The organism is Desulfotignum balticum DSM 7044 (assembly GCF_000421285.1).
GTDB lineage: Bacteria > Desulfobacterota > Desulfobacteria > Desulfobacterales > Desulfobacteraceae > Desulfotignum > Desulfotignum balticum.
Map to the genome: position 1 here is coordinate 1440303 of NZ_ATWO01000001.1, position 25644 is coordinate 1465946.

The following is a 25644-nucleotide window of genomic DNA, read 5'->3' on the forward strand; positions in this document are numbered from 1 at the left end:
GTATGGTGACAACAAATAAACAATGCCTGACTGCGGGGTATGGATCGGAAATAAAAATTGTAGAAATCTCAGGATAAGAAAATGGAGAAATCAGAAACTGTGCTGCCCGGACATGCCCGGGTAATCATTATCGGCGGGGGCATTATCGGGTGCTCCATTGCCTATCATCTGGGACAGATGGGATGCAAAGAGGTGGTGCTCCTGGAGAAAGATGAACTTACCAGCGGCACCACCTGGCATGCGGCCGGGCTGATGGTGACCTTCGGGTCTTTGTCTGAAACCGCCACACAGATGCGGATTTATGGCCGGGACCTGTATACCCGGCTGGAGGAAGAAACCGGTCTGTCCACCGGATTCACGCCTGTGGGGTTTATCGAGGCGGCGGCCAACCGGGACCGGCTGGAAGAATACCGCCGGGTGGCGGCCTTCAACCGCTACTGCGGGGTGGATGTCCATGAAATATCCCCCAAGGAGATCAAAGACCTGTTTCCCCTGGCCCGGGTGGATGATCTTCTGGCCGGGTTTTATGTCAAAGAAGACGGCCGGGTCAACCCGGTGGACGCCACCATGGCCCTGGCCAGAGGGGCCAGGAATTTCGGTGTGAAAATATTTGAAAAAACGGCAGTGACCGGCCTGATCAAAAAGAACGGGGCCGTGGCCGGGGTGAAAACGGCGTTTGGCAACATTCAGGCCGATGCGGTGGTCAACTGCGCCGGCATGTGGGCCCGGCAGCTCGGGGCGGTGGACGGCATCAACATTCCCAACCAGGCGGCCGAGCATTATTACCTGATCACCGAAGAGCTGGACAATATTCCCAAAAACATGCCGGTGCTGGAAGACCCTTCCCATTACGGGTATTACAGAGAAGAGGTGGGGGGACTGATGATCGGGCTGTTCGAGCCCAGGTGCGCCCCCTGGAAGATCGGCCGGGTGCCGGAAGATTTCACCTTCGGGGAGATTGCACCGGACTGGGACCGCATGGGACCGTTTCTGGAAAAAGCCATGTCCCGGGTGCCGGTGACCATGGCGCTGGGCGTGAAAAAGTTTTTCTGCGGCCCGGAAAGCTTTACCCCGGATCTCCAGGCCATCATCGGCGAGGCCCCGGAGCTGAAAAACTATTTTGTGACCGCAGGACTCAATTCAGTGGGAATTATCATGGGGCCGGGTCTCGGGCAGATGATGGCCCGGTGGATCATGACCGGAAATCCCCAGGCGGACATCACCGGGTTTAACATGGCCCGGCTCCACACCTTTCAGAACAACCCGGAATACCGGCGGCACCGCACCGTGGAATCCCTTGGCATGGTGTACCAGTGTCATTATCCCTATCAATCCATGAAAACCGCCCGGGGGGCCAAAAGATCGGCTGTTTATGACCGATTGAAGGCAAAGGGTGCGTATTTCAGGGATGTCAGCGGCTGGGAAGGGGCGGACTGGTTTGCCCCGACACCCCAGCAGGCGGTCATCGAAAAACATGCCTGGGGCCGGGAGCCCTGGTTTGGGTTCTGGGAGGCGGAGCACAGGGCTGCCCGGGAAAACGTGGTGCTCATGGACATGTCATTCATGCCCAAATTCCTGGTTCAGGGAAAAGACAGCGGAAAGGTGCTCAATTATATCTGCGCCAATCACGTGAACGGCCCGGCCGGGCGGATCACCTACACCACCTGCCTGAACAAAGATGGCCAGGTGATGGCGGATCTCACCGTTACCAAGCTTTCGCCAGACCGGTTTTTCGTGGTGGTGACCGATACCATCCACCGCCACGCACTGGCCTGGATCCAAAGACATATCCCGGACACCTCCCATGCATTTGTCACGGACATGACTTCGGCCTATGCCCAGTTGAATATACAGGGACCAAAGTCACGGGACCTGCTGCAGTCGGTGACCGACACAGATTTGTCCAATATAGCTTTTCCCTTCCGGCATGCACAGAAGATTGCCATCGGGTACGGCCGGGTCCTGTGTGTGCGCATCACCTATGTGGGGGAACTGGGATATGAGCTGTATATCCCCACGGAACAGGCCGTGCACGTGTATGATACCCTGGTAAAAGCAGGAAAACCGTTTGACCTGACCCATGCCGGGTTGAAGGCCCTGGGCAGCCTGCGCCTGGAAAAAGGATACCGGGATTACGGCCATGACATGGACAACACCGATGATCCATATGAAGCCGGCCTGGGGTTCACGGTCCGGCTGGATAAACCGGGTGATTTCATCGGAAAAAAGGCGTGTATCGCCAAAAAAGCGGCCGGCCCCTTGCAGCGGCGGCTGGCCCAGGTGCTGGTCAAGGATCCGGAGCCCTTGCTGCACCATGGCGAGGTCATCTTCCGGAACGGGAAACCGGCCGGGTATGTACGGTCTGGTTCCTACGGATACTCCCTGGGCGGGGCTGTGGGACTGTTCATGATCGAGGCGGATGAGCCGGTGGATGGGGTATATGTAAAAAACGGCATATGGGAGATCGATATCGCCGGAAAAACCTGTCCGGCAGCTGTTTCCCTGACACCATTATATGACCCTGAAATGAAAAGAGTAAAAGGATGATGTGAGCTGAAGCGGAGGGTGGATCGGACAAGATCACATGGACTCTAAATCCATGCAGCCGGGTGCGATTTTTGGACGCTTCGCAACAAAAGTATCAACAATGTTGACACAACACCTTTTGAGTTATAGTATGTTGATACAATGTATCAATAAAGGGTGTAAAAATGACAGAACTGGTGATCAGAAAATGGGGCAACAGCCTGGCGGCAAGAATACCGAGAGCCATTGCCCGCGTGGTTAATCTTGAAAAAGATCAAACCGTTACCATAGAGGCAAAAGAGGGAAGGATTATTATTACCCCGGTCAAGGAGAAAAAAGAATATACCCTGGATGAACTTTTGAATCAAAGTGATCCCAAAGCAGTTGTCCTGGATGAAGATGATAAAAAATGGATCAATGCTGAGCCTGTTGGAAGAGAATGGTAATGGCGGTAAAATCCCAAAATAAACCGTATATCCCTGAACGAGGTGACCTTGTCTGGACGGATTTTGACCCGGCAGCCGGTCATGAGCAGATGGGACGGCGACCAGCCCTGGTCCTTTCTCCTGCGGTATTCAATAAAAAAATATTGCTTGCCCTGGTTGCTCCGGTGACAAGCAGGGTCCGAGGCCATGGATTTGAGGTCGCAGTCGCTGGAAACAAGATATCCGGGGTCGTATTGTGTCATCAAATCAAGATGATCGATTTTGTTGAGCGGGGCTGGCAGTTTGCAGAAAAAGCCCCGAAATCAGTTGTAAGCGAAGCGTTGGCAAAAGTGAAAGTTATCGTAACAGAATAAATGAATGCAGGTCTCGGACCGGATATCACCGGCAGTTATCTGCCGGCCCTTACGATCGGTTTTGCAGCAGCGGTGATATGAAAAACCAGGCCAGCCCCAGAATCTGGAGGCTCAGGCACCGGTTTTTGTCAGATTCCGGCACCACTGTGAACACGGCAGCCGCCATCAGGACACATAGAACGCCCAGATCCAGGAATACCCCCCGCCAGTCAGTGAATCTCAAAGCAAATTCCACCGGGGTGAAGGCGGCCAGGACGTCTAAGCCGCCGGCCGCCATCTGGAATCCGTTGATCCGGAACAGGCAGGAAAGAAAATATCCGAGCCGCAAAAGGCAGAAACACCCGGACCAGGAGGGCAGGGGCCAGGGGGTTGGCCGATGGATTCACCGCTGTTCTGCGCATGCCGTCGGGTTTTGTCATGCCGCCCCTGAAGATCCTGTTCCCGCATCCGGGTGTTTGGTCCGTGGTTACAAAATTTTATTCACGGTTTCCATGGACAAGTTGAACACTTTTTCATTAAACCGGGATTTTAAGGCAAAGACAAGCATATCTTTGTTGAGCACGATTTCATGTTTTGCCAGCACGGCCAGAGAGGTCAAAGCCCAGTCGGTTTTTTTGATTTTCATGGCCTTGAAATCGATCTCCTCCACCTGTGCCGGGGTGTCGGGAATGGCCACGCTGGCTTCCTTGAGCACATAGGTATCCGGGGACAGGGTGGCAAAAATCTTTTGCCGCCGGGCCACGCCTTCATCACTTAAAGCCAGCACCACAGTGGGGGATTCGATGCCGGTGTATCCGATTTTTTCAGGAGACAGCAGGATTTCCGAGACGGACTGGCCCCTGAGCACGGTGATATTGTAGTCGTTTTTAATGGACACGTTCAATCCGCCGGAGATTCCGGCAAAACAGACCATATCCCCGGCAGTGACGATGCGCATGCCCGCAGATCCCAGAATCACCACCTCGTGCCGTCTGGCATCGGGCATGTCAAACTGTTTTTTGACCACAAAGGGGTCAGGGAATTTGCCTTTTTCCTTTGCCAGCTGCCGGTATCTGTCTCCATATTCGGGCCGCTGGTTTTTCTCGATCACCCCGCCCGGAGACGGTCTTTGTTCGATCATCTGATCGATCACTTTGGGAGTGAGCTGATTGCGTTTGGTGTACCGGCCCGTGCATAACCCTAAGGTTTCCACAACAGAAAATCCCTTGTGTTTCATGGCTGAGACCAGTTCATCGGACAGTCCGTCATCCATCCCGGAGATCCGGGACACATAGCTGGCACCGGCACTTTCCACCACACCGCAGATGTCCATGGGAATTTCCGCCTGGTTGAGAAATTCGGATCCCACCACGGCATCACTGGGTGTTGTGGCCGAATACTGGCCCCCGGTCATGCCGAAGTTGAAGTTGTTCAAAATGATCAGGGTCAAATCCATGTTTTTCCGGCAGGCGGACAGCACATGGGCGCCGCCGATACCCATGCCGCCGTCTCCCATGGTCACGATGACGTTCAGGGACGGATCAGCCAGTTTCAGGCCGGCGGCATAGGTCAATGCCCGGCCATGAACCCCGTGCAGGGCATGGACATTGAAAAACGTGTCAAACAGACCGGAACACCCGATATCGGTGACGATCACGGTTTTATGATCCGGGATGCCCATCTTTATCAGCGCAGCATCCAGGCTTTTGGTAATGCGTTCATGGGTGCAGCCCGGGCAGAATACCGGGGGTCGGCTGGTATTTAAAAAGCTATTCATTTTCAATGGTCTCCATAATCTTGGCAGGGGGGATCATCGTGCCGTTCATCTGGCCGTAAAATTTTACGGGTTTGCCGCACAGCACGCGTTTGATCTCATTGACGTACTGGCCCAGGTTCATCTCGATCACCACAATTTTTTTGAATCGGGCCGCTTTTTCTGCAAGCAGGGCCTCAGGAACCGGCCATAAGGTTTTCAAAGACAGGGTGGACACGGGCCGGCCTTTTGCAGCCAGGGCGGTCGCCGCATCTGTCACGGCCCGGGAGGTGATGCCGTAGGAGATGACCAGGGTGTCGGTGTCAGGCACCATGGTTTCTTCATACAGGGTGATGCGGTCCATGGCAGCGGTCAGTTTGGTGTGCAGCCGTTGCTGCATGGCGGCAATGATCTGGGGATCGATGGTGATATATCCGTCCGGGCCGTGGGTGGAAGAGGTCTGGCGTACCAGGGTAGTGCCGCCGATGGGCAGAAACGGCGGGGCTTTTTCCGGATCGGCTGCAAACGGTACATAGGGACCGGTGCCGGTGTACGGAGTGCGCTCCACCAGGGGAGGCAGATTCAGGTCATCCATGTCAAAGCTTTCCTTGGTCATGCCGATCTCCTTGTTGGAGGCGATGAACACCGGACACCGGAACTCTTCGGCAAAGTTGAACGCATGCACGGTCAATTCTAAACAATCTTTTGCATCTTTGGGTGCCAGGACAATCACGGGCGCGCCGGATGTGGATCCCCAGCGCATGAACTGGATGTCCGAGTCCGCCCCTCTTGTGGCGGAGCCGGTGGAAGGCCCTAATCGCTGAACATTGGCGATCACCAGCGGAATCTCACTGCCGATGGCAAAAGAGATGTGTTCACTGTACAGGCTGATACCCGGGCCGGAAGTGGCGGTAAGCACTTTTTTGCCGGCCATGGATGCACCGATACAGTATCCCATGGATGCAATCTCGTCTTCTCCCTGGATGCAGACACCGTCTCTGGGCGGCAGCATTTTAAGCATATTATTGAATATGGTGGTGGCCGGTGTAATGGGATAACCGGCAAAAAAATTGCAGCCGGCGGCCATGGCCCCCCTGGCAACGGCTTCGTTGCCTTCCATGAATACAGATGCCATAATGGTCTCCTTCAAAAAATTGATCGGATTCATCCAATATAAATCTGATCAGATATTTGATTAAATATTTGACGGATTTTAAAGGGTTTGCTAAAACATGTCAAGGTGTAATTCCCATATTTTTAATTGATTTTATCCGGGTGTTGATATAAGGATGACGTTCATGAAACAACCAAAAAAGACCGTGCCCAGAAAAACCAAGGAAGATTTCACCCGGGAAGCCTATATGGGCATCCGCCGGATGTTTTTTCACAACGAGATTATCCCGGGCCAGAAAGTATCATATGGAGATCTGGCCAAACGGCTGAACATGAGCACCACCCCGGTGATCCAGGCGCTGAAGCATCTGGAGTTCCAGGGGCTGGTCCGGCATGAGCCCAACCGGGGATATTATACTGAAAACGTGAGCCTGGCCGAGATTACCGAGATTTATGAGTTCCGGGAACTCATCGAGGTGTCCCTGCTGTCCGCCACCATCGAAAACATCGGCAGACGCGGGATCACCCAGTTGAAAAAAGCCCTGGACAGCCATCTGGCTGCCGTCAGGGATATTTATCTCAAAGAACGGCTGCTCAAGGACATGGAGTTTCATCTGAAACTGGCCCAGCTCTCCGACAACCAGATTCAGTTCAACACCCTGAAATATCTGTTTGATCTGCTGTATCTTAAATACCGGGGCAATATTTTGTTTGTCACGCCCATGGACCGGGTGGACAATGAGCACATTCAACTGTATGAAGCCATTGAAAACAAAGACCTGGCCCAGGCCCGTGCCGTGCTGTCCCGCCATATCGCCAACGTGAAAAAGCATGCCATTGAAAGTACCCGACGGGCATTGCAGGAAAAGCGCATTAAGATGGTGTGACCCATCATCTCAGCTCCAGCCAGTCAAACCAGATGGGGTGATTCTTTTTGTACCAGGCAAGGACCTGCCGCAGCAGTTTCTGGTCTTCTCTGGAAATGGTGGCTTCCGGAATTTTGTCAAAGTTCAGGATCATTTTGGTATCGTAAAAGCGCAATGCCTCTGAACACAGGGTCTGCAATTCATTTCGGATCCTGCCGGAATCGGAAATTTTTACGGCCCGGTGCCGGAAATCCTCACCCTTGAGAAACCGGTTCAATAAAGGGCTGAATACCAGTTTGCTTTCGTTGAAATTCTCCAGCAGGCGAAGGGCGACGGTGATCCGCTTGTCTCCGGCAGCCGTGGTGATGCGGACTGTCACCTCATAGGTGTCATCGTCAATCTGTGTGACCCCCGGGGCCCCGGTGTAGGGATCGGGCAGCATATATCCGGCTCCGGCCAGGGCCTGCCATTTTTTTTCAGAAATCAGATCATCCGCGGTAATGGTCCGGGAGTTCAGGGGGATACCGGCTTTTTGTGCGGCCAGGATGCTGTCTTTATACTTCTGGACAAAGTCCGGATTCAGATCCGGATCATTCACCCGATCCCGGAGCTGGTCTGCAAACGTATCACTGTCCGGATCCAGTTTCATGGCTGCCGCATCCAGAGGTGCGGTGAACCGGAACCGGGAAGACAGCACGGCCAGGGATGCGGACAGATCCAGGATCGGGGCCAGGCTGGCGGCCTGGATGGCTTCGGCCGACGCCGCATATCCGTCCACAATGAACAGGTGGGTGTCGTTATCTTCGTCCTGCCAGTCCCCGATGGTCAGGGTCGGGGCATAGGTGCCGGAATCGGTGAACGGCGTCCATCCGTTGGGCAGCATCCAGTCGTCATTCACCAGATGGGCCCCGGCCGCTTCCCATTGTTCCCATAAGTAACCGATGCGGCCGGCCCGGCTGTCGCCTTTCAGGGTCCACACATGGATATGCCCGGGTTCAATCCCGGGATAGGCTTTCTGAATCGCTTCAACCACCCGGTGGCGAGGGGTGAAGAAATCAATGAGAATGGAATCCTTGGCAGCCCGGTCCACCACTTTTTTGGGGATCACCAGGTTGCCGATATATCCTTCGTACTGATCTGAGATGGCCAGGGGCTGATCAAACAGATGCAGCACGGTCAATGGACCGGTTTCTTTGCCTTTGGCAAACCGGGAAGTGTTTTCCAGGGTATCGATGGCCGCGCCCCAGATGGTGATCCCCTCCCGGGCGATGGTCTTCTTGAAATCTTCCCAGGAAAAAGCGGGATCATTGATGAGCCGGTTGACCCAGGTTTCCAGAAATTTGGCCACCTGGGGCCGGGCATAAATCCGGCCGAATCCCAGCAGCGGATTGGCCCCCATTTCCGATGTTTCCCCGGCCTTGGGCATCAGGCCTTCGCCCAGACAGACCATGATGGCATGGTTTTCCGGCAGGGTCCGGGTCAGGTACCACAGACTTTCACTCATGGCATAGGCGGAAATGGCATCCGCGTCTTTTTTGACAATGTTCAGCCCGGTTTTATCCAGCCCGGCGCCCTGGCCGTACCGGCCGAACAGCCGGGTGCCCAACGCTGTCACCGCCAGGGTCATGGCCAGCATCTTTTCGGTGCGCGGATCAGTGAACGAAATGCTGTCCAGCAGGTCATCGGCCGGTTTTCCCCGGAGCCATTCAATGTGCACATTTTCCAGCCACAGGTGGAGCCGGCCCAAAATGGGCCGGCAGTCAAAGGCCCATTGGGCCACAAGATTTTTCTGTTTCATCGGGTGTGTGTCCATGGTCTGCCCCCATGTATGAAATTGCGGTGTCATCGGGTTTATCAGCCAAACAGGTATCATTTACCTGGAAAATCTGTCAAGGATTAAACGGCAGGTATTGTCAGAAGTGCCGCCGCTGGGGTGGGGGGCTGGAAAAAAGAGTGTACGCCGGGACTTGTCCTTTACCCCCGGTTTGGGATATGGTGACAGTCATGGCAGACCGCAAATTTTCATATCCAGCGGTTCAGGCCCCGCAGGATGGACAGCCCGATATCCCGGCGAACCAGGGGATGATCCGGGAACAGCTGCGCGGGGTGGTGGACCGGGTGACCTATCACAATCCGGACAACGGGTGGTCTGTGCTCCAGATCCTGCCTTTTGACGCGCCGGGCCGGCGGGAAACCGTGCTGGTGCATCAGACAAAGGTATTTGCCGGGGCCACCATGAGTTTTGAAGGGGCCTGGCAGACACATCCCAGATATGGGCGCCAGTTTTCCGCCACCCGGGCTGAAGAACAAAAACCCGCATCCGCCGGGGCCCTGGAAAAATATATCGGGTCCGGCCTTATCAAAGGGGTGGGGCCTAAAACCGCGAAAAAAATTGTCAGGCATTTCAGGGACCAGACCCTGGACGTGTTTGAAAACCAGATCCACCGCCTTGTGGAGGTCCCGGGTATTGCCGAAAAAAAACTGGAGATGATCTCCGCCGCCTGGATCGAACACCGGGCCATCCGGGATGTGATGATGTTTTTGCAGTCCCATGGTATTTCCACCCTGTTTTCCGTGCGCATTTACAAGGCCTATGGGGATGAGGCCATTGCCAGGGTCATGGATGACCCCTATTGCCTGGCGGATGATTTCTATGGGATCGGCTTTTTTTCCGCTGACAAGGTGGCCTTGAGCATCGGTCTGGCAACCGACAGCCCCCGGCGTATTGTTGCGGGCATCCGCCATGTGCTGTCTGCGGCCAGAAATTTCGGCCATTGTTTTCTGACCTTTTCTCAAATTAAAACGCAGGTGGAAGAATTGCTGGGCCTGGATCTGTCCCGGGGCCTGGATGGGGTGCTGGAAACCATGGAAGCCGACCGGCTGCTCATGCGCCGGACCCTGGTGCCGGCGCCCGGAGAACCCAGCCAGGCCTGTTATTATGCCAGATCTTTGTATTTTGACGAACTGTATGTGGCCCGGCGCATGGCACAGATGACCGACCCGCCGGATGTGGACACAACCCGGATCCGCCGGTGGGTCCAGCTTTATACCCGGTCCAGGCATCTGCAATTGAGTGAGGAACAGGCCGGCGCAATCCAGGGGATTGCCGGCAAAGGGGTTTCCATTCTCACGGGCGGGCCGGGCTGCGGCAAGACGACCGCCACCCGGGTTTTGGTGGCGCTTCTGGAAGCCATGAAACGCCGGGTGGTGCTGGCGGCCCCCACGGGCCGGGCCGCCCAGCGCATGGGGGAGGTGATCGGCAGAGACGCCAAAACCATTCACCGGCTTTTGGGGTGGGCCAACGGGCAGTTCAAGAAAAATGAGGATACTCCCCTTAAAGCCGATTTTCTGGTGGTGGATGAAAGCTCCATGCTGGATATCAGCCTGACCGCTTCGTTGCTCAAAGCCGTGCCTGAAGGGTGCCAGGTGGTGTTTATCGGAGATTATGACCAGCTGCCGTCCGTGGGGGCCGGCAATGTGCTCAAAGATCTGATCGGGTCGGGCATTGTTTCCTGTTTCCGGTTGACGCAGATTTTCCGCCAGGCAGCCCAGTCGTTGATTATTCAGTATGCCCACCAGATCAACAGCGGGAACATGCCCTGGATCGCCTCTCCGTTCAAGGACCCGTCCGTGTGGCATAAAAAAACCGACTGTCTGTTTCTGGACGCGGATGAAGCCACTGCTGAACAGCTGCAGTTCATCCGGCGGATCAAGGCCCTGACAGACGTGAATAAAGAAGAGGTGACCAAAGATCTTGATGATCTGGATCTGTTTGAGTTTCGGGTGAAAGAACCGGTGCGGCCCTACGAAACCGAGATCCAGATTCCTGAAAAATTCGCCCATGTCAACCTGGACCAGGTGGCTGCCGCCGGCACCCGGGTGGAGGAGCTTTTGGCTGTGCTTAAAAAGGTCCACCCCTGGTCTTGTTTGCATTATGGGCTGACAGCCGTGGATGTGATCCGGAAACTCTATATGGAATGGATTCCCAGATATCATGGGGCATCCATGGAAATCCAGATCCTTTCTCCCATGACAAGGGGATCCTTGGGCACGGTGAACCTGAATCGGGTGATCCAGGAGACCGCCAATCCCCAGGCGCCCGGCAAAGCCCAGATTACCGTGGGCCAGCGGGTGTTCCGGAAAGGGGACCGGGTCATCCACCGGAAAAACAATTATGATCTGAACGTATTCAACGGCGATATCGGCACGATCACCGCCATTGATGCCGCCGATCTGACCCTGTCCGTGGCGTTTTCTTCCGATACCCCGCCGGTGCAGTACCGCCAGGCCGATATCCTGGAACTGGACCTGGCCTATGCCGTGACCATCCATAAATCCCAGGGATCGGAATTCGAGGCCGTGATCATCCCGGTGATGACCCAGCATTTCAAAATGCTTTTCCGGAACCTGATCTATACCGGCATCACCCGGGCAAAGAAACTGGCCGTGTTTGTGGGCACCCGGCGGGCCCTGGCCATGACTGTGAAAAACCAGGATATCTCAAAACGCCAGACCGCCCTGGCTCAGCTGCTTAAGGACGAAGCAGCCGGATAAACTCGGGTATGCTGCTGTTTTTGTGGAACCGCAAATGGACCCGGGCCCGGGTCATGGCCACATAGATCAGGTTGAACTCGTCCGGGTCCACCCCGGCGGGATCAATGAGAAGGCCGTCTTTGATCAGGGAAACAAAATCATCCATGATCAGGACATTGTTCCATTCCAGACCCTTGGCCTTGTGGGCCGTGGTCAAAAGAATTCCGGCCTGTTCAGGGGGCCGGGCCGTTTGCCTGATCCGATCCACATGGGACCGCAGGGAAGGGCCGTATTTTTCCACCACCGCACACACGGATGACAGTTCCAGATCCTCCACGGTCGTGGCATAGGACTTGAGATCCCCAAAATTGGAAAATCCTTTGATAAAGGGATCCTGAACCCGGGCCCTGGTCTTGTCATATAGAAATGAAACCGATGTGAGCAGATCCAGGCGGTATCCCTGGATTCCGCCGGCAAACCCGATATCATGGGTTTTGTAAAGCTGGACTGCCCGGTCAAACAGCACGGCATTGGTGCGGGCGATAATCGTATGGCCATGGGGATCCCAGGGAGGTTTTTTATTCGGGTAAGCCGTGCCCCGGAGCTGCCGGGTTTCTTTTTTAAAGACAGACAGCACCATGTTGGCGGCTTTGGCAATGTTGTTGTCAAACCGGAAACTTTGGGTCAGATAACAGGTCTGGTGGGCCGCAAGCGTTTTCAAGGTATCTTTGGCACCCCGGAAACTGTAGATCTGCTGGTGGTTGTCTCCTACCACGATAATGGCCGGTTTTTTTTCAGGCCGGTCCGATTTGACCTGGGACAGGACCATGGCACTTACCACCGGGTTGATGTCCTGGGCTTCGTCCAGCAGGATACAGTCGAAATTTAAAACCGGGTCGGACAGCTGGTACAGCTTGAGATACCCGTCATGAAGCATGCCGATATCCGGATGATCCCCGGTACACATCAGACGCCCCAGACGATTGGCATGGGCCACCAGGTCCGGCATTTTTAAGCCCTGACGCTGATAATGACCCCGGGCCGAAGCAGGAACATGGGAAAAATTCACCACCGGATCAGCGGACACCAGGTACTGATGCAGGGTTTCCATGGTGAATCGCGCGGTTTCATAATTATCCAGGTTCAGGGCATCCATGACCTGATTGGCCCGGAACCGCTGCACCAGCCGGTTTTTATGAGGAACTCCTTTGACCCGGAAGCCTAAGGAATGGGCGGTGCGGGCCATGACATTGGCGGGAAATTTTCTGGCGGCTTCCTGCTGCACGCTTTTGTTGAACGCCAGATACAAAAATCGCAGTCCGGGCCGTTTTCGGGCATATGCCACCAGGGTGGTGGTCTTGCCGGTACCGGCAAAAGCCAGGATTTTGAGAATCTGTCCGGGAACCGGGTCCGTGTCAATGATCTGCTGCTGCTCGGCGGTGGGGTGTATCATGGGTGACAAGACAGGACTATTGTCTGAAAAATCCTTTTTTTTCCAGAAAGGCTTTCATGTGGGGCCGGATCACCTGGCCGGTGAAATCCGCCATCTGCCGGGTCCAGGTCCGGTCTTTGAGGGTGGGTGACCGTTTTTCATAATAGGTCTGGATCTCCTGATCATAGTCTGTCAAAGGTTTCTGTTCCATGGCCGAAGGGAACCGGTCCTTATGAAACACCGCACCCACCGGCAGCCGGGGTTTGGGAGCGGGATCATCGTCCGGATATCCCAGACACATGCCGAACACGGGATATGCGTGTTCAGGGATGTGCAGCAGGTCACTCACCAGATCCGGGTCATTGCGGATTCCGCCGATAAACACCCCGCCAATGCCTACAGATTCGGCTCCCAGCATCAGACTCTGGGCCATCAGGGCCGTATCCACGGTGGCCACCAGCAGCTGCTCGGCCCATCCGGTTTCAGGGGCGGCGTTATGACGGCGGCAGGCATGCACCAGCCGGGTCAGATCGGCACAGAACACCAGAAACACCGGGGCCTGGGCCACCCAGGGCTGGGGACCGGCCATGTCGGCGATTTTCTGCCGCGTATCCGCATCAGTCACCTGAATAATGGTGTATGCCTGAACATGATGGGACGTGCTGGTGCACTGGGCCGCGGAAATCAATGATGTGAGCAGGGTTTCATCCACGGATTTTGCAGTGAATTTCCGGATGGACCGGTGGGCGGACAAAAGGTTCAGAACAGAGGTCATGATGTTTCCTTCACCAAATGGGTTGTGATCTTTAAAGCAGGCTATCATTTCCGGGCCGTTGTTTCAAGCGACGTTGAAAAGGAAACGGCGTTGTGTTTGCATGTATTTTGAATTATCATAACTAAAGAAACAATGACTGGGGATCAGAAAAAATTGACCACAGAAAACACCGTTGTTTATTGGGGGTACGATGATAAAATATAGAGAACCTATGAAAATCAAAAAAGGATTTCAACTTACGCTGAAATCCTTATGAATTCAATGGCTGGGTGACTAGGATTCGAACCTAGATTGACGGAGTCAGAGTCCGTAGTCCTGCCATTGGACGATCACCCACCAGTGCTGAATGTCCGGGGTTTATACATCAAAGACCCGGCCGTGTCAAGGACTTTCTGGTTGTTTGCCGGGATCGAAAAATCCCCGTTACCTTTAAGCGGATAAATTGAATGAAAGCAATAAAAGATGACAGATGAATCAACTTCTGCGTGTGATGCAAACAAATTGACGCTCAAAGCCGGATTAAAAAAGTTGAAAACCGCGGCGGTGGCATTTTCCGGCGGGGTGGATTCCGCTTTTCTGCTGGCAGTGGCCGCTGAATCCGGTTTGGAGAATCTGCTGGCAGTGACTGTGGAATCCGCGTTTGTAACCAAACAGGAGATCCGCCAGGCCCGGCAGACAGCCAAAGATCTCGGGGTTGCGCATCAGGTGGTAAAACTCGATATTCTGAGCCATGAGCAGGTGACGGCAAACACACTGGCGCGCTGTTATCATTGTAAAACCGTGATATTCTCTATGATCCGCAGGGTTGCGGACAAAAATGGGATCACCCATGTGCTGCACGGGGTGAATACCGATGATCTGGGCGATTTCCGGCCCGGTCTGAAAGCAGCCGAAGAACTGGGAGTCCGTGCCCCCCTGGTGGAGGCCGGGTTTTCCAAACACCGGATTCGTACCTGTTCCAGGCAGATGGGTCTGGCGACCTGGGACCTGCCGTCTCAATCCTGTCTGGCTACCCGGATTCCTTTTTTTGATGTGATCACAGAAAAGGCCCTGGTTCGCATTGACCAGGCCGAACAATTTCTCCGGTTCCTGGGATTTTTTCATGTCCGGGTGCGGTGCCATGGCACCGTGGCCCGCATCGAAACCGAAGCAGCCGCCATTGAAGCCATGGTGGCGCATCGCAAACAGATCTCAGTGGCCCTCAAAACGATCGGGTTCACTTTTGTAAGTCTGGACCTGGACGGGTATCACACCGGGAAAATGAATCCGAGCCAAATAAATGCAATCAGGACTTCAGAATCGATCGACAGACGATAAGAGAAACAGGGATGACACAGCAATGGCTGACAATAAAACCCAAACTGAAGCAGACAGGAAGCACGGAATATGAAATATTCACAGGCACAGCCGGGCCGGGTCTTTGTGATCCGCCTGGAAGACGGAGAGGTGATTCATGAGGTTATTGAGGCATTTGCCAGGAACCAGGGGGTCCGGGCAGCCTCACTGGTGGTTTTGGGCGGGGCTGACAAAGGCAGCGAACTGGTGACCGGACCAAAGCAGGGCCGTCGGTTCCCGGTCACGCCACAGACCCATGTCCTGGAGGAGGTCCATGAAGTGACCGGCACCGGGACCCTGTTCCCGGATGAAACCGGCAATCCGGTGCTGCACATGCACCTGGCCTGCGGCAGGGGAGACACAACGGTGACCGGGTGTATCCGCAAAGGAGTCAAGGTATGGCAGATGATGGAGGTGATACTTCATGAACTGACCGGCGCCGGCGGGGTACGCAAAAAAGATGAGGTCACCGGGTTTGCCATGTTGGTGCCCTGAAGAGCCGCCCGACCTGAAAACCGGTGACGTCTTTATCAGGCCGAAGCAGGCGCAGTTAAAAAAAATGGCTGCGCCTGCAAGGGAAGATGGCTTACCGGGACTGGATCTCCAGGTGATTGAAAAAATAGCTGATTTCAAAAGCAGCGGTTTCCGGGGCATCGGATCCGTGGACCACATTCTTTTCAATGTCAGTGGCATACTCGCGGCGGATGGTACCTTCTTCCGCTTCTTTGAAATTGGTGGCACCCATGATTTTGCGGTTTTCGGCAATTACGTTTTCGCCTTCCAGCACCATGACAACAATGGGACCGGAGGTCATGAAATCAGTGAGGCTGTCGAAAAACGGACGTTCTTTGTGAACGGCGTAAAATCCCTGGGCCTGGGATTTGGTCAGGTGGATCATTTTCATGGCAGCGATTTTGATGCCCGCGCTTTCAAAACGTTTGATTACCTCGCCGATGATGTTTTTTGCCACCCCGTCGGGCTTGATAATGGACAGTGTTCTTTCCACGGTTGGTTTTCCTTTCTTCAATTGTTATAAAGTTTGTCCAGGCAGGACAGGACCAATGGCTGATGGCGCAAAGGGTGAGACCCTGTCATGAAGGATTTGTGTGAATCAGAAGGGGAAATTACCATATCCGTGTATTGTAAGTCAATATAAGGGCCGGTTCTTCAAAAGAATTGTTGACAATAAAAAATTAATGCACTATTAGTCAGGTGTTATTCAGATAATACCAGTCCATGGTCTGTATTTTTCCATATTTGGTTGTATTCGAAAATTCCAGACATCAAAGACGTCCTGTAAAATCGACTGATCCTTGCCAGAAAATGAAATTATGCCGGAAAATGAAAAAAATAAAAATATTCGGGAGCGCGAATGAATCTTGTAGAACTCAATAAAATGAAAATCAGCGAGCTGACCAAGCTTGCTAAAGATAACAATATCAAAGGGATCGGCGGTCTAAAAAAACAGGAATTGATTTTTGCCCTGCTCCAGGCCAATATTGAAAAAAGCGGCCAGGTATATGGAGAGGGAACCCTTGAAATTCTTCCGGATGGATTCGGTTTTCTCAGGGCACCCGGCTATAATTATCTGCCCGGCCCGGATGACATTTATGTATCTCCTTCCCAGATCCGGCGCTTTAATTTGAGAACCGGGGATACCATCTCCGGCCAGGTGAGGCAACCCAAAGATTCAGAACGGTATTTTGCCCTGCTCAAAGTGGAGGCCGTCAACTTTCAGAGCCCGGAAGTGGCGGCTGAAACGATTTTGTTTGACAACCTGCTGCCGCTTTATCCGGATCGAAAGATGAATCTGGAGGCGGAATCCGACAACTATTCCATGCGGATCATCGATCTGATGTCACCCATCGGTTTTGGACAAAGAGGGTTGATTGTTTCGCCCCCTAAAGCCGGAAAAACCATGCTGCTCCAGAACATTGCCAATTCTATGATCAAATCCCATAAAAGCATTGTACCCATGATTCTGCTGATTGACGAACGCCCCGAAGAGGTCACGGACATGACCCGGTCTGTGGACGCGGAAGTGATCAGTTCCACGTTTGACGAGCCGGCGGAGCGGCATGTGCAGGTGGCGGAGATGGTCATTGAAAAAGCCAAGCGGATCGTGGAACAGGGCCATGATGTGGTGATTCTTCTGGATTCCATCACCCGGCTGGCCCGGGCCTACAATGCGGTGATGCCGCCGTCCGGAAAAATTTTGTCCGGTGGTGTGGATTCCAATGCCCTGGACCGGCCCAAACGGTTTTTCGGGGCCGCCCGGAATATCGAGGACGGCGGGAGCCTGACCATTATCGCCACAGCCCTGGTGGAAACCGGCAGCCGCATGGATGAGGTGATCTTTGAAGAGTTCAAGGGCACCGGCAACATGGAGCTGGCACTGGACAGAAAGCTGGCGGATAAACGCGTGTTCCCGGCCATTGACATCAACCGGTCCGGCACACGGAAAGAGGAACTGCTCCTGGATCCCATGACTTTGAACCGGGTCTGGATTTTGAGAAAATTGTTGTCCAGTTTAAATTCTGTGGACAGTATGCAGTTTTTACTTGAAAAAATGCAGGGAACAAAGGATAATAAAGAGTTTCTTGAATTGATGAATTCATGAACATAAATTTTTTATGAATCAGCTGCCGGATTGAAAAGGCAGATGCACCAAGGAGTGATAGGAAAAAATGAAAAAAGACATTCATCCCAAATATGCAAGAACGACCGCTACCTGTGCATGCGGTGCCACCTTTGATGTGGGTTCCACCCGCGAGGCCATCAAGGTGGAAATCTGTTCACAGTGCCATCCGTTTTTTACCGGAAAACAGAAACTGGTGGACTCTGCCGGCCGTATTGACCGGTTCAAAAGAAAATATGCCAACTTTGATGCAAGCAAACTGGTATAATTTTAAATCATTGACATTTTACAAAAGGGGGTCTGCTACAGACACCCCTTTTGGATTTTTGCATCATGATTGAAAAATTAAAAGGCATAGAAGAACGGTATGTCAAGCTGGAGCACCTGCTGAGTGACCCCGAGGTGATCAAAGACCAGACCAAATACCAGAAATACGTCAAGGAGCACGGAGAACTCAATCGCATTGTTCCGGTGTTCCGGACCTATGAACAGGTTCAGTCTCAACTGGAAGAAGCCCAGGATCTGTTGAAAGATCCGGATTCTGAGATTCGCGGGATGGCCAGAGACGAGATCGTCAGTCTGGAAAAACAGGCTGAAACACTGATATCCAAACTCAATGTGCTGCTCATGCCCAGAGATCCCAGAGATGACAAAAACGTGATCCTGGAGATCCGGGCCGGCACGGGCGGAGAAGAAGCCGGTATTTTTGCCGGCGATCTTTTCAGAATGTACTCCCGGTATGCGGAAAACAAAAACTGGAACGTCGAGGTGATTGAAAAAAATGATTCCAGCGCCGGGGGATTCAAGGAGATCGTTTCTTTGATTCAGGGGAAAGGTGTGTTTGGCGCGTTCAAGTATGAAAGCGGCACCCATCGGGTGCAGCGGGTGCCGGAAACCGAAACCCAGGGCCGGATCCACACGTCTGCCGTTACCGTGGCCGTATTGCCCGAAGCCGAAGATATCGACATTGAAATCAATCCGGCAGACATCAAAGTGGATGTATTCCGGGCGTCCGGACCCGGAGGACAGTCGGTGAATACCACGGATTCCGCTGTTCGGGTCACCCATGTCCCCACGGGTGTGGTGGCCACGTGCCAGGATGAAAAATCTCAGCATAAAAACAAGGCCAAAGCCCTGGGCGTGTTGAAATCCCGAATCCTGGACGCCAGGATGAGAGAAGAAGAAGCCAAACGCGCCGCTGACCGCAAAGGCCAGGTGGGTACCGGAGACCGGAGCGGTCGTATCCGGACCTACAACTTTCCCCAGGGCCGGATGACCGATCATCGTATCGGGCTGACCCTGTATAAACTGGACAGTATCATGGAAGGTGATATCCAGGCCATTATCGATGAATTGAAAACCTTTCATCAAGCCCGGGCTTTGCAGGAAAACCACACTTTTGCATAATGGACTGGACTGTATTCAAACTGATCTCCTGGACGGAAACCTATTTTACCCGGCACCAGATCGACAGCCCCCGCCTGACTGCGGAAATTCTGCTGGGATTCTGTTTAGGTGTCCGGCGCCTGGATCTGTATCTGCAGCATGACCGGCCTTTGGAAAAACAGGAACTGGCCCGGTTCAAAACATTGATTCAACGTCGGAAAAACCATGAACCGGTCGCCTATATCACCGGAGAAAAAGGATTTTTCGAGTCCAGTTTTCAGGTGGGTCCGGGCGTACTCATCCCCCGGCCGGACACTGAAACCCTGGTGACAACCACATTGTCGGTTCTGGATGAAATTCCTCGAAATCCGCAAAAGATCCTGGAACTGGGGGTGGGCTCCGGCGCCATTGTCATCTCTCTGGCAAAGGTCCGCCCGGAACATCTTTTTTTTGCCGGCGATATTTCCCGGATCGCACTGGACGCAGCCCGGAAAAACGCGGCCCGGGAAAAAGAGATCGGAACGATTCATTTTTTCAACGGATCCTGGTTTGCGCCGCTGGCCACTGGTCCTTTTTTTGATGTCATTGTCTCGAACCCGCCGTATATTCCCACCGAAGATATTTTTGGCCTGGCCCCTGAAATCAGGGATCATGAACCAAGGTCAGCCCTTGACGGCGGACATGACGGGTTAACATGTATCCGTGAGTTAGTGACCCATGCCGGCGATTTTCTGGTGCCCGGGGGACAGCTTCTTCTGGAAATGGGGTTTGACCAGAAAGCCGATGTCACGGCCCTGGCAAAAGCATGCCCCCAGTTTGATCAGATAAATATTGTTCAGGATTTGGCCGGTCAAAACCGGGTGGCACAATTGAAAAAAAAAATTGATTAAGTTTTTTGTTTTTGATATACATGTAAGGATTTTTATTAGAAGCGTTTAACACACACATTCATGGACCCGGAGTCCGGTGCTTTTTCATAAAGTCGATTTCCGGGGATGAAATGGATGAAGGATTTACAAAACCATTTAGATTGATTTGGAGAACCAATGGCCTACATTACCATCAGAGAATTGCTGGAAGCCGGTGTTCATTTCGGACACCAGACAAAACGCTGGAACCCCAAGATGAAAAAATATATCTTCGGGGCCAGAAACGGGATCTACATTATCGACCTTCAGCAGACCGTGAAACTGTTCAAAGAAGCCCATGATTTCATCAAAGGCATTGCCGCGGAAGGCAAGGATGTCCTGTTTGTGGGAACCAAAAAACAGGCGTCCGAAGCCCTGTATGAAGAAGCCAACCGGGCGGAGATGTTTTATGTGGAAAACCGGTGGCTGGGCGGCATGCTGACCAACTTTCAGACCATCAAGAACAATATCAACCGGTACCATTTTCTCAATTCCATTGAAAATGACGGGACCCTTGAAAATTATCCCAAAAAAGAGCAGTCAAAAATGCTCAAGGAAAAAGAGAAACTGGAATTTGCCATCGGCGGTATCAGCCATATGAAACGGCTGCCCTCCGCCATTTTCATCATTGATCCCAAAAATGAGGCCATTGCCGTCAAAGAGGGCAAACGCCTGGGCATTCCCATTGTGGCAGTCGTGGATACCAACTGCGATCCGGATGATATTGATTATGTGATCCCCGGCAATGACGATGCCATCCGGTCGATCCGGCTGTTTACTTCCCGGATTGCCGATGCCTGCATTGAAGGCCGTCAAATCTATGAAGAAAAAATGCAGGCCCAGGCCGATGGTGATCAGGAAAAAGAGATGGATAAAGGGGATCAGAAAGTGGCCATTGAAGTGGTATCAGACGGTACTGACGGCCCTGTTGTGGAAAAAATCAAACGTAAAACCACACCTGCTGAACCGGCAGAAGAATCGATTGAAACTGAATAACGACATTTTAATAGGAGCATAATAATATGGCTGAGATTTCCGCAGCAATGGTAAAAGAACTGCGCGAAGCAACCGGGTCGGGCATCATGGATTGTAAACGGGTGCTGGCCGAAGCAGACGGCAATATGGAAAAAGCGTTCGATCTGCTGCGCAAAAAAGGGCTGGCCAAAGCAGCCAAGCGGGCGGGTCGATCCACGTCAGAAGGCATTGTTTATTCTTATATTCATACCGGTGCCAAACTGGGCGTACTGGTGGAAGTGAATTGTGAATCCGATTTTGTGGCCAAAACCGATGATTTTATCGAATTTGCCAAAAACATTGCCATGCACATCGCTGCTGCCAATCCTGCCGGGCTGACACCGGATGATGTGGATCAAAGCGTGGTGGAAAAAGAACGCGAAATTTTCAGGGCCCAGATGCTTGAAGAAGGCAAGCCCGAAAACATCATCGACAAGATTGTGGACGGCAAGGTGGAAAAATTCTACAAGGAAGTCTGCCTTTTGAGTCAGCAGTATGTCAAGGATCCCCAGAAAACCATTGAAGAATTCCTCAAGGAAACCATCGGCAAGATCGGTGAAAATATCCAGATCAGACGCTTTGCACGGTTCCAGATAGGAGCGTAACTGTTGAATACTCAGCCGGAGTTCAAACGGATTTTAATCAAGCTGAGTGGCGAAGCCCTGATGGGAAATCAGGGCTTCGGCATCACCCCGGAAATGATTCATTATGTGGCGGAAGAAATTGCCAAAGTGGCCCGCCTGAACGTTGAAATCGGCATTGTGGTGGGCGGCGGCAACATCTTTCGAGGGGTGGCCGGCAGTTCCGCGGGTATGGATAGAAGTTCCGCCGATAATATGGGAATGCTGGCCACAGTGATCAATTCCCTGGCATTGTGTGATGCCCTGGAGAAATGTGATGTGCCCACCCGGGTTCAGTCAGCCATACGCATGGATCAGATTGCAGAACCCTTTATTCGGAGAAAGGCCATTCGGCATCTTGAAAAAGGGCGGATCGTGATTTTTGCGGCAGGGACAGGCAACCCATATTTTACCACAGATACGGCGGCTGTGCTCAGAGCCCATGAAACCCGTGCACAGATTCTGTTCAAAGCCACCCAGGTGGACGGGGTGTATGACAAAGACCCGGTGGCCCATGAAGATGCGGTAATGTTTGATGAATTGTCCTATATGCGGGTGATTGAAAAACAGCTCCATGTCATGGATATGACGGCCATTTCCCTGGCCATGGAGCATGACCTGCCCCTTCAGGTGTTTGATCTGCATCAATCGGATAACATTCTCAAGGCGGTGTTGGGTCAGGATATCGGCACCCGGATAAAATAGAAAGGTGACCTCATATGATCGATGAAGTGGTCGAAGAAACCAGGGACCGGATGGGAAAAACACAGAAAGCCTTTGTCAAGGAGATGGGAAAGGTTCGGACCGGCAGGGCATCCCAGTCCATGCTGGACAGTGTGAAAGTGGATTATTACGGCACCCAGACCCCGTTGCCCCAGATGGCCACGGTATCCATTCCCGAAAGTCGTTTGATAACTGTGAAGCCGTGGGATATCAGCGTGATCAATTCGGTGGAAAAAGCCATTCACAAAGCCAATCTCGGACTGACACCCTCCAATGACGGTAAATTGATCCGGATCTCCATCCCTCCTTTGACTGAGGAGCGCAGAAAGGAGATCGCCAAAAATGTGTCCAAAATATGTGAAGATTACAAGGTAGCGGTTCGTAATATCCGTCGGGATTCCAATGACATGCTCAAGGAACTTCAAAAGGACGGGGAAATTTCCGAAGATGACAGCTTTAAAGGGCAAAAGCAGGTTCAGGACCTGACCGACGAGTATATCCAGCGACTGGACGATATTTTTGCTGAAAAAGAAAAGGAAATCCTTGAAATCTGATGAAGGGCAGGTCCAGAATCTGGATTCTGCCAGATTGCCGAAACATGTGGCGGTTATCATGGACGGCAACGGCCGGTGGGCCAAAAAACGATGGTTGAACCGGGTCAAAGGCCATGAAAAAGGCGCTCAGACGGTCCGAACCATTGTTCAGTCCTGCCGGAAATTGCAGATTCCTTTTTTGACTTTATATGCATTTTCCACTGAAAACTGGGCCAGACCCCGTTCCGAAGTGTCGACGCTCATGCATCTGTTAAAACAATTTCTGGTGTCGGAGCGCAAAGAAATGATGGAAAAAGGGATCTGCCTGAAAGTGCTGGGTCAGTTGGAAAAACTGCCGGAAGATGTTCAGGCTAAAGCCAGGCAAACCATGGCCGATACCTGCAACAATACACAAATGACCCTGAACCTGGCGTTAAGCTACGGCAGTCGCCAGGAGATTACCGATGCGGTTCACGCCCTGGCCAAAAAAGTGGCCACCGGTGAACTGGCAGCCGATGACATCAGTGAGCAAATGATATCGAATCATCTGTACACCGCCGGTATGCCGGACCCGGACCTGGTCATCCGGACATCGGGAGAGTTCCGGCTATCCAATTTTCTGCTCTGGCAGTCCGCGTATGCGGAAATTTTCATCACGCCCACCTTGTGGCCGGATTTTACCCAGGCGGAATTTATCGATATCTTAACCCATTATCAGAAAAGGGACCGACGGTTCGGTAACGTTGAATGCAACATGCCCAGCGATGGATTACCACATTAATACTGGCGCCTTTGATCATTTGGATTCTGATCAAAGGTACCCCCATGATTTTGTCCACCCTGGTTTCCGCCGTGGCTGTTTCTGCCATCCGGGAATATCTGCGCATTGTTTTCAGATCTGATAACCATACCGTGCCATGGATGATCTCCGGGTTTTCCTATCTGACCTGTATCTTTCTGGTGACTGCCGCCGCCTTTGCTTCGTGGCCGGCAATGATTCTTGTGTTGATCCTGAACCTGATTTTTCTGTCCGCCTTTGTCCTGTTCCGGTTCCCGGCAGGCAAATATCTGTTTGATACCATCGCCCGGCAGGCCTTAGGGATCATGTATATTCCCTTGTCCCTGTCTTTGCTGCTGTTTGTAAGGAATATGGAGCACGGCGCGCTCTGGGTTTTCTGGTTGCTGATTGTCTGTTTCATGAATGATACCGGCGCCTTTTACACAGGCACATATTTTGGAAAACGCAAACTGGCACCCCGGATCAGCCCCAAAAAAACCCTGGAAGGATCAGCCGGCGGTATCGGTGCATCCATGACAGCCGGCCTGATTTTTTCAATGCTGTTTTTCGGTTCACCCGGGCTGGCTTTATTGACACTTCCCTGTTCCTTTCTCATTGCCGTGGCCGGACAGGTGGGGGACCTGTTTGAATCCGCTTTAAAGCGGGCGTCCTCGGTCAAGGATTCCGGCCGGATTCTGCCGGGCCATGGGGGGATGCTGGACCGCATTGACGGGTTGCTGTTCGCCATTCCCGTGCTCTACGCATATCTGCTGGCGGTGGGGATATGAAGCACCTGTCCATTTTAGGGGCGACCGGTTCCATCGGTACGTCTGCCCTTGAAATTGTCCGCATGCATCCGGACCGGTTTCAGGTAAAGGCGTTGACCGCTGCCAATAATCTGCCGCTGTTGAGCCGTCAGATTCAGCAGTTTAATCCGGAGATGGTGGCGGTGCTGGATGAGGCCAAGGCCCGGGAACTGGCTGAGATGCTGAAACCGGGTGTCCGGCCTGAGATTCTGTCCGGACCTTCCGGATATGCAGCCGCCGCCGCCTGGGACAAGGTGGACACCGTGGTGCTGGCCATGGTGGGGGCCGCAGGGTTGAAACCGGCGCTGGCCGCCATCGAGGCTGGAAAAGACATTGCCCTGGCCAACAAGGAAACCCTGGTGATGGCCGGCGACATTGTCATGGCCAAAGCCCGGGAAAAAAACGTGACCGTGCTGCCCGTGGACAGTGAGCATTCCGCCATGTTTCAATGCATGCTGGGCAATCAGGCCAGGGACGTGAAACAGCTTTTTCTCACGGCATCCGGCGGACCTTTCAGAAATACACCCCAATCGGATTTTCCCGGCATTACCAGAGAAGATGCGTTAAACCATCCCAACTGGTCCATGGGGAACAAGATCTCCATTGATTCTGCCACACTCATGAACAAGGGGCTGGAACTCATCGAAGCCGTGCACCTGTTCGGCATCTCCCATCAAAATATTCAGGTGCTGATCCATCCCCAGAGTATTGTCCATTCCATGGTCGGATTTGCCGACGGATCGGTCATGGCCCAGATGGGGGTGCCGGACATGAAACAGGCCATCTCTTTTGCCCTGTCATTTCCGGATCGCCTGGATACCGGCCTGTTATTTCCGGATTTTGCGGCACTTGCCTCTCTGACCTTTTGCGCCCCGGATTCTGAGCGGTTTCCATCCCTGGCATTTGCCCGGGAAGCGTGCGAAAAAAAAGGGACCCTGCCTGCGGTGATGAATGCCGCCAATGAAGTGGCGGTTCAGGCATTCCTTGACCGGCGCATCCGGTTTTCCGATATCTTTACCCTTGTTTCCACCACCATGGCAGCCCATACCTGCATTGACAATCCGGAACTTTCAGGTATTATTGAGGCCGATCGCTGGGCCAGGGAAAAAGCCGGCTCCCTTATATAA

General features: G+C 53.0%; 25 protein-coding genes and 1 tRNA gene. 18 read left to right on the plus strand and 8 right to left on the minus strand.

Annotated features, from left to right (window positions below):
- The first annotated feature begins 81 nt into the window (after window positions 1-81).
- From K365_RS0107305 to K365_RS0107315, 3 genes are all read left to right on the plus strand, one after another.
- On the plus strand, window positions 82-2547 hold the full coding sequence (locus K365_RS0107305; RefSeq protein WP_024334059.1) for a GcvT family protein: 2466 nt from the start codon (window positions 82-84) through the stop codon (window positions 2545-2547).
- 164 nt (window positions 2548-2711) lie between these two features.
- A complete protein-coding gene (locus tag K365_RS0107310) occupies window positions 2712-2972 on the plus strand; it encodes an AbrB/MazE/SpoVT family DNA-binding domain-containing protein (protein WP_006965843.1) in 261 nt (86 codons plus the stop codon).
- The gene (locus K365_RS0107315; protein WP_024334060.1) at window positions 2972-3325 is read left to right on the plus strand and encodes a type II toxin-antitoxin system PemK/MazF family toxin; all 354 of its coding nucleotides are present in this window, start codon (window positions 2972-2974) and stop codon (window positions 3323-3325) included. Before K365_RS0107310 ends, K365_RS0107315 begins: the two co-directional genes overlap by 1 nt.
- A 49-nt stretch (window positions 3326-3374) precedes the next feature.
- Here the strand turns inward: K365_RS0107315 and K365_RS0107320 are convergent, their stop codons facing one another.
- From K365_RS0107320 to K365_RS0107330, 3 genes are all read right to left on the minus strand, one after another.
- Window positions 3375-3653, minus strand: a complete 279-nt coding sequence (locus tag K365_RS0107320) for a hypothetical protein (RefSeq protein WP_024334061.1) — start codon at window positions 3651-3653, stop codon at window positions 3375-3377.
- A gap of 138 nt (window positions 3654-3791) precedes the next feature.
- Complete coding sequence (locus tag K365_RS0107325; RefSeq protein WP_024334062.1) at window positions 3792-5081, minus strand: thiamine pyrophosphate-dependent enzyme; 1290 nt, start codon at window positions 5079-5081, stop codon at window positions 3792-3794.
- Window positions 5074-6192, minus strand: coding sequence for a transketolase C-terminal domain-containing protein (locus tag K365_RS0107330; RefSeq protein WP_006965839.1), 1119 nt, complete (start codon window positions 6190-6192; stop codon window positions 5074-5076). The genes K365_RS0107325 and K365_RS0107330 overlap by 8 nt, the downstream gene beginning before the upstream one ends.
- Window positions 6193-6355: 163 nt before the next feature.
- On the opposite strand from K365_RS0107330, the gene K365_RS0107335 reads away from it, so the two are divergent.
- Window positions 6356-7057 (plus strand): GntR family transcriptional regulator, encoded by a 702-nt coding sequence (locus K365_RS0107335; RefSeq protein WP_006965838.1) that lies wholly within the window; start codon window positions 6356-6358, stop codon window positions 7055-7057.
- 4 nt (window positions 7058-7061) lie between these two features.
- On the opposite strand, the gene K365_RS0107340 is transcribed toward K365_RS0107335, so the two are convergent.
- Window positions 7062-8849 (minus strand): hypothetical protein, encoded by a 1788-nt coding sequence (locus tag K365_RS0107340; RefSeq protein WP_034624855.1) that lies wholly within the window; start codon window positions 8847-8849, stop codon window positions 7062-7064.
- A gap of 191 nt (window positions 8850-9040) precedes the next feature.
- Here K365_RS0107340 and recD2 point away from each other — a divergent pair, with 191 nt between their 5' ends.
- Window positions 9041-11590 carry an SF1B family DNA helicase RecD2 gene (recD2, locus tag K365_RS0107345; protein WP_281167767.1) on the plus strand — a complete coding sequence of 850 codons (2550 nt, stop codon included), beginning with the start codon at window positions 9041-9043 and terminating at the stop codon, window positions 11588-11590.
- On the opposite strand, the gene K365_RS0107350 is transcribed toward recD2, so the two are convergent.
- The 3 genes from K365_RS0107350 to K365_RS0107360 all read right to left on the minus strand — a co-directional run bounded on the left by K365_RS0107350 (window position 11568) and on the right by K365_RS0107360 (window position 14112).
- On the minus strand, window positions 11568-13022 hold the full coding sequence (locus K365_RS0107350; RefSeq protein WP_024334065.1) for a UvrD-helicase domain-containing protein: 1455 nt from the start codon (window positions 13020-13022) through the stop codon (window positions 11568-11570). The genes recD2 and K365_RS0107350 overlap by 23 nt on opposite strands.
- A gap of 16 nt (window positions 13023-13038) precedes the next feature.
- Window positions 13039-13776: an oxygen-insensitive NADPH nitroreductase gene (gene nfsA / locus K365_RS0107355; protein WP_024334066.1), complete on the minus strand. Its 738-nt coding sequence runs from the start codon at window positions 13774-13776 to the stop codon at window positions 13039-13041.
- Between the two features lie 262 nt (window positions 13777-14038).
- Window positions 14039-14112, minus strand: a tRNA-Gln gene (locus tag K365_RS0107360).
- A 126-nt stretch (window positions 14113-14238) separates the two neighbouring features.
- On the opposite strand from K365_RS0107360, the gene larE reads away from it, so the two are divergent.
- Window positions 14239-15093, plus strand: coding sequence for an ATP-dependent sacrificial sulfur transferase LarE (larE, locus tag K365_RS0107365; protein ID WP_024334067.1), 855 nt, complete (start codon window positions 14239-14241; stop codon window positions 15091-15093).
- A gap of 69 nt (window positions 15094-15162) precedes the next feature.
- Window positions 15163-15606: a PPC domain-containing DNA-binding protein gene (locus K365_RS0107370; RefSeq protein ID WP_024334068.1), complete on the plus strand. Its 444-nt coding sequence runs from the start codon at window positions 15163-15165 to the stop codon at window positions 15604-15606.
- Window positions 15607-15697: 91 nt separating this feature from the next.
- Here the strand turns inward: K365_RS0107370 and ndk are convergent, their stop codons facing one another.
- Window positions 15698-16117 carry a nucleoside-diphosphate kinase gene (gene ndk, locus K365_RS0107375; protein ID WP_006965831.1) on the minus strand — a complete coding sequence of 140 codons (420 nt, stop codon included), beginning with the start codon at window positions 16115-16117 and terminating at the stop codon, window positions 15698-15700.
- Between the two features lie 366 nt (window positions 16118-16483).
- On the opposite strand from ndk, the gene rho reads away from it, so the two are divergent.
- The 11 genes from rho to K365_RS0107430 all read left to right on the plus strand — a co-directional run bounded on the left by rho (window position 16484) and on the right by K365_RS0107430 (window position 25644).
- Window positions 16484-17731, plus strand: coding sequence for a transcription termination factor Rho (gene rho / locus K365_RS0107380; RefSeq protein WP_006965830.1), 1248 nt, complete (start codon window positions 16484-16486; stop codon window positions 17729-17731).
- Between the two features lie 67 nt (window positions 17732-17798).
- On the plus strand, window positions 17799-18017 hold the full coding sequence (rpmE, locus tag K365_RS0107385) for a 50S ribosomal protein L31 (protein ID WP_006965829.1): 219 nt from the start codon (window positions 17799-17801) through the stop codon (window positions 18015-18017).
- Window positions 18018-18082: 65 nt separating this feature from the next.
- Complete coding sequence (gene prfA / locus K365_RS0107390; protein WP_024334069.1) at window positions 18083-19156, plus strand: peptide chain release factor 1; 1074 nt, start codon at window positions 18083-18085, stop codon at window positions 19154-19156.
- Window positions 19156-20025, plus strand: a complete 870-nt coding sequence (gene prmC / locus K365_RS0107395) for a peptide chain release factor N(5)-glutamine methyltransferase (protein ID WP_029725012.1) — start codon at window positions 19156-19158, stop codon at window positions 20023-20025. The genes prfA and prmC overlap by 1 nt, the downstream gene beginning before the upstream one ends.
- Window positions 20026-20181: 156 nt before the next feature.
- Window positions 20182-21039 carry a 30S ribosomal protein S2 gene (gene rpsB / locus K365_RS0107400; protein ID WP_006965826.1) on the plus strand — a complete coding sequence of 286 codons (858 nt, stop codon included), beginning with the start codon at window positions 20182-20184 and terminating at the stop codon, window positions 21037-21039.
- 26 nt (window positions 21040-21065) lie between these two features.
- The gene (gene tsf, locus K365_RS0107405) at window positions 21066-21662 is read left to right on the plus strand and encodes a translation elongation factor Ts (protein ID WP_024334071.1); all 597 of its coding nucleotides are present in this window, start codon (window positions 21066-21068) and stop codon (window positions 21660-21662) included.
- 3 nt (window positions 21663-21665) lie between these two features.
- On the plus strand, window positions 21666-22382 hold the full coding sequence (pyrH, locus tag K365_RS0107410; RefSeq protein WP_024334072.1) for a UMP kinase: 717 nt from the start codon (window positions 21666-21668) through the stop codon (window positions 22380-22382).
- Window positions 22383-22396: 14 nt separating this feature from the next.
- The gene (frr, locus tag K365_RS0107415; protein ID WP_006965823.1) at window positions 22397-22954 is read left to right on the plus strand and encodes a ribosome recycling factor; all 558 of its coding nucleotides are present in this window, start codon (window positions 22397-22399) and stop codon (window positions 22952-22954) included.
- Window positions 22944-23714 carry an undecaprenyl pyrophosphate synthase gene (uppS, locus tag K365_RS0107420; RefSeq protein ID WP_024334073.1) on the plus strand — a complete coding sequence of 257 codons (771 nt, stop codon included), beginning with the start codon at window positions 22944-22946 and terminating at the stop codon, window positions 23712-23714. Before frr ends, uppS begins: the two co-directional genes overlap by 11 nt.
- Window positions 23681-24499, plus strand: a complete 819-nt coding sequence (locus K365_RS0107425; RefSeq protein WP_024334074.1) for a phosphatidate cytidylyltransferase — start codon at window positions 23681-23683, stop codon at window positions 24497-24499. Before uppS ends, K365_RS0107425 begins: the two co-directional genes overlap by 34 nt.
- A complete protein-coding gene (locus tag K365_RS0107430) occupies window positions 24496-25644 on the plus strand; it encodes a 1-deoxy-D-xylulose-5-phosphate reductoisomerase (RefSeq protein WP_024334075.1) in 1149 nt (382 codons plus the stop codon). The genes K365_RS0107425 and K365_RS0107430 overlap by 4 nt, the downstream gene beginning before the upstream one ends.

What these genes read in the sequence shown, in the direction of transcription:
- prfA (WP_024334069.1), top strand. Translation starts at nt 18,083, where the DNA reads ATGATTGAAAAATTAAAAGGCATAGAAGAACGGTATGTCAAGCTGGAG.
- prmC (WP_029725012.1), top strand. Translation starts at nt 19,156, where the DNA reads ATGGACTGGACTGTATTCAAACTGATCTCCTGGACGGAAACCTATTTT.
- K365_RS0107425 (WP_024334074.1), top strand. Translation starts at nt 23,681, where the DNA reads ATGCAACATGCCCAGCGATGGATTACCACATTAATACTGGCGCCTTTG.
- K365_RS0107350 (WP_024334065.1), bottom strand. Translation starts at nt 13,022, where the DNA reads ATGATACACCCCACCGCCGAGCAGCAGCAGATCATTGACACGGACCCG.
- recD2 (WP_281167767.1), top strand. Translation starts at nt 9,041, where the DNA reads ATGGCAGACCGCAAATTTTCATATCCAGCGGTTCAGGCCCCGCAGGAT.
- K365_RS0107370 (WP_024334068.1), top strand. Translation starts at nt 15,163, where the DNA reads ATGAAATATTCACAGGCACAGCCGGGCCGGGTCTTTGTGATCCGCCTG.
- rpmE (WP_006965829.1), top strand. Translation starts at nt 17,799, where the DNA reads ATGAAAAAAGACATTCATCCCAAATATGCAAGAACGACCGCTACCTGT.
- K365_RS0107335 (WP_006965838.1), top strand. Translation starts at nt 6,356, where the DNA reads ATGAAACAACCAAAAAAGACCGTGCCCAGAAAAACCAAGGAAGATTTC.
- rpsB (WP_006965826.1), top strand. Translation starts at nt 20,182, where the DNA reads ATGGCCTACATTACCATCAGAGAATTGCTGGAAGCCGGTGTTCATTTC.
- larE (WP_024334067.1), top strand. Translation starts at nt 14,239, where the DNA reads ATGACAGATGAATCAACTTCTGCGTGTGATGCAAACAAATTGACGCTC.
- K365_RS0107330 (WP_006965839.1), bottom strand. Translation starts at nt 6,192, where the DNA reads ATGGCATCTGTATTCATGGAAGGCAACGAAGCCGTTGCCAGGGGGGCC.
- K365_RS0107305 (WP_024334059.1), top strand. Translation starts at nt 82, where the DNA reads ATGGAGAAATCAGAAACTGTGCTGCCCGGACATGCCCGGGTAATCATT.
- K365_RS0107315 (WP_024334060.1), top strand. Translation starts at nt 2,972, where the DNA reads ATGGCGGTAAAATCCCAAAATAAACCGTATATCCCTGAACGAGGTGAC.
- K365_RS0107325 (WP_024334062.1), bottom strand. Translation starts at nt 5,081, where the DNA reads ATGAATAGCTTTTTAAATACCAGCCGACCCCCGGTATTCTGCCCGGGC.
- K365_RS0107430 (WP_024334075.1), top strand. Translation starts at nt 24,496, where the DNA reads ATGAAGCACCTGTCCATTTTAGGGGCGACCGGTTCCATCGGTACGTCT.
- rho (WP_006965830.1), top strand. Translation starts at nt 16,484, where the DNA reads ATGAATCTTGTAGAACTCAATAAAATGAAAATCAGCGAGCTGACCAAG.
- K365_RS0107310 (WP_006965843.1), top strand. Translation starts at nt 2,712, where the DNA reads ATGACAGAACTGGTGATCAGAAAATGGGGCAACAGCCTGGCGGCAAGA.
- tsf (WP_024334071.1), top strand. Translation starts at nt 21,066, where the DNA reads ATGGCTGAGATTTCCGCAGCAATGGTAAAAGAACTGCGCGAAGCAACC.
- nfsA (WP_024334066.1), bottom strand. Translation starts at nt 13,776, where the DNA reads ATGACCTCTGTTCTGAACCTTTTGTCCGCCCACCGGTCCATCCGGAAA.
- K365_RS0107340 (WP_034624855.1), bottom strand. Translation starts at nt 8,849, where the DNA reads ATGGACACACACCCGATGAAACAGAAAAATCTTGTGGCCCAATGGGCC.
- frr (WP_006965823.1), top strand. Translation starts at nt 22,397, where the DNA reads ATGATCGATGAAGTGGTCGAAGAAACCAGGGACCGGATGGGAAAAACA.